Origin of the sequence: Deinococcus pimensis DSM 21231, from assembly GCF_000519345.1 — a bacterium.
In the GTDB taxonomy this organism is placed as follows: Bacteria; Deinococcota; Deinococci; order Deinococcales; family Deinococcaceae; genus Deinococcus_A; species Deinococcus_A pimensis.
In genome coordinates this window covers 69,191-70,229 of the sequence record NZ_KI912677.1, presented here as the reverse complement: position 1 = coordinate 70,229, position 1,039 = coordinate 69,191, and the positions used below count along the sequence as shown (strand labels likewise).

Below are 1,039 nucleotides of genomic sequence, written 5' to 3'. Positions count from 1 at the left end.
TGGCGCTCGCCGAGCTCGTGCGTGGCGCCCGCGACGGCGAGCACCTCGTGGTCCGGATGGACTCGGCGCTCGCGCCGACGTTGTGGGCGAAGCCCCAGCATGCGCCGCACCCGGCCGCGATGGACCTGATCGTCTCGGCGCGGGGGGACGCCGAGCGGCGGGGCGTGACCGTCGAGTTCGACTGAATTCTCACGTCCCCTCACGCTGCCCGCGGAACTCATGAGCGTCCGTAAAGGCAGTCGTGGGTGCGTCTCATGGTGAGCGTCTATGTCTTTTCTTGAGACATCACATGAACTTCCTCGTCGCCGCACTGCTGTCCCTGACCGTGCCGATCACCTCGGCGTCCCCCAACCCCCTCCCTCCCCTCAAGCCGGTCCTGTCCAGCAACGGCTGGGGCCCCGCCGAGACGAACCGCAGCAACGGTGAGCAGGACGATGACGACGGCGGCCGCCTCACCGTGGGCGGCGCGACCTTCGCGAACGGTGTGGGCGTCCACGCCCCGAGTCGACTCACCTACCGTGTGCCTCCCGGATGCTCGGTCCTCATGACGAGCGTCGGTGTGGACGACGAGGTTCATGAGAAGGGCAGCGTGACCTTCGAGGTCTACGGTGACGACGCCCTGCTCTACCGCTCCCCGCGTCTGACGGGCCGTGACGCTGCCGTGAAGGCTCGCGTGGACGTCAGGGGCCGACGGGACCTGCGGCTCGTCGTGACGGACGCCGGGGACGGCAACGACTCCGATCACGCCGACTGGGGCGACGTCCGGCTGGAGGGCTGCGCGGGCAGCGCCGGAACGCGCGCGCTGGGTGGACCGCGTCCGGGCGTTCCGGTCGGGGCGCCCCTGGTGATCACGCGTGGAGGCCGGTACACGGGGGTGTACGAGAGCCGCAACCCGGACGTGGCGGCCGTGACCATCCGCACCAGCGAGCCCGTCACCCTCGAAGACTGCAGCCTGCGCGGCAACGGTCACCTGATCACCGGCACCCGCGTGCGGCTCACCGTCCGTCGATGCCACGCCCAGGGCCTCAACCCCAACGTC

The 1,039-nt window shown here is 70.4% G+C and carries 1 protein-coding gene and 1 pseudogene; both read left to right on the top strand.

The genetic code is table 11. From position 1 onward, the window contains the following. Nucleotides 1-185: pseudogene (locus DEIPI_RS34850) on the top strand (ribonuclease H); the annotation flags it as partial. Nucleotides 186-289: 104 nt separating this feature from the next. Further along, nucleotides 290-1,039, top strand: a 750-nt coding sequence (locus DEIPI_RS0126225) for an NPCBM/NEW2 domain-containing protein (protein ID WP_027483744.1), incomplete at its 3' end; no start/stop codon positions are given.